The 620-nt window shown below is 64.0% G+C and carries 1 pseudogene; it reads left to right on the forward strand.

Annotated features, from left to right (window positions below):
* Positions 1–16: 16 nt before the first annotated feature.
* Positions 17–620: pseudogene (locus ACLD1X_RS29160) on the forward strand (phage late control D family protein); the annotation flags it as partial.

The raw sequence follows: 620 nt of genomic DNA on the forward strand, positions 1-620 counted from the left end.
TGTCTGAGGTGCCGACATGCAACCACTTTTCCGTATCGTCGCCGATGGCACCGACATCACCACCTTGATCAATGATCGGCTGGTGTCGCTGCAGCTCTCCGACCGGCCCGGGATGGCCTCGGATTCATTTGAACTGCGCATTGACGACCGCGACGGTGTGGTGTCGCTGCCTGCCCGTGGTGCGAGTATGGAGATCTACCTGGGCTATGCCGGCGCCGACCTGACCCAAATGGGCCGCTTCACCGTGGATGAAGTGTCGGTCTCCGGTCCGCCGGGCACACTGGTGATCAGCGGCAAGGCCAGCGACATGCGCGGCAGCGGCAAAACCACGCGCAGTGGCAGTTGGGAAGACGTCAGCTTGGCGCAGATCGTCGGCGACGTGGCCGCGCGCAATGGCTGGCAGCCGTCGTGTCCGGTCGAAACCCGGGTACCGCGCATGGACCAGCTCAGTGAATCCGACTTCAACTTCATCACCCGTGTGGCCAAAAAACACGACTGCACCGCGAAGGTGGCCGACGGCAAGCTGCTGGTCCTGCCGCGCCAGGGCGGGCAGAGCGCGAGCGGCAAGGCCTTGGCTGTGATAACCCTGCAGCGCAGTGACGTGACCCGCTGGCAGTTTC

The sequence above is a fragment of the Pseudomonas sp. 18173 genome (assembly GCF_050432945.1).
In the GTDB taxonomy this organism is placed as follows: domain Bacteria; phylum Pseudomonadota; class Gammaproteobacteria; order Pseudomonadales; family Pseudomonadaceae; genus Aquipseudomonas.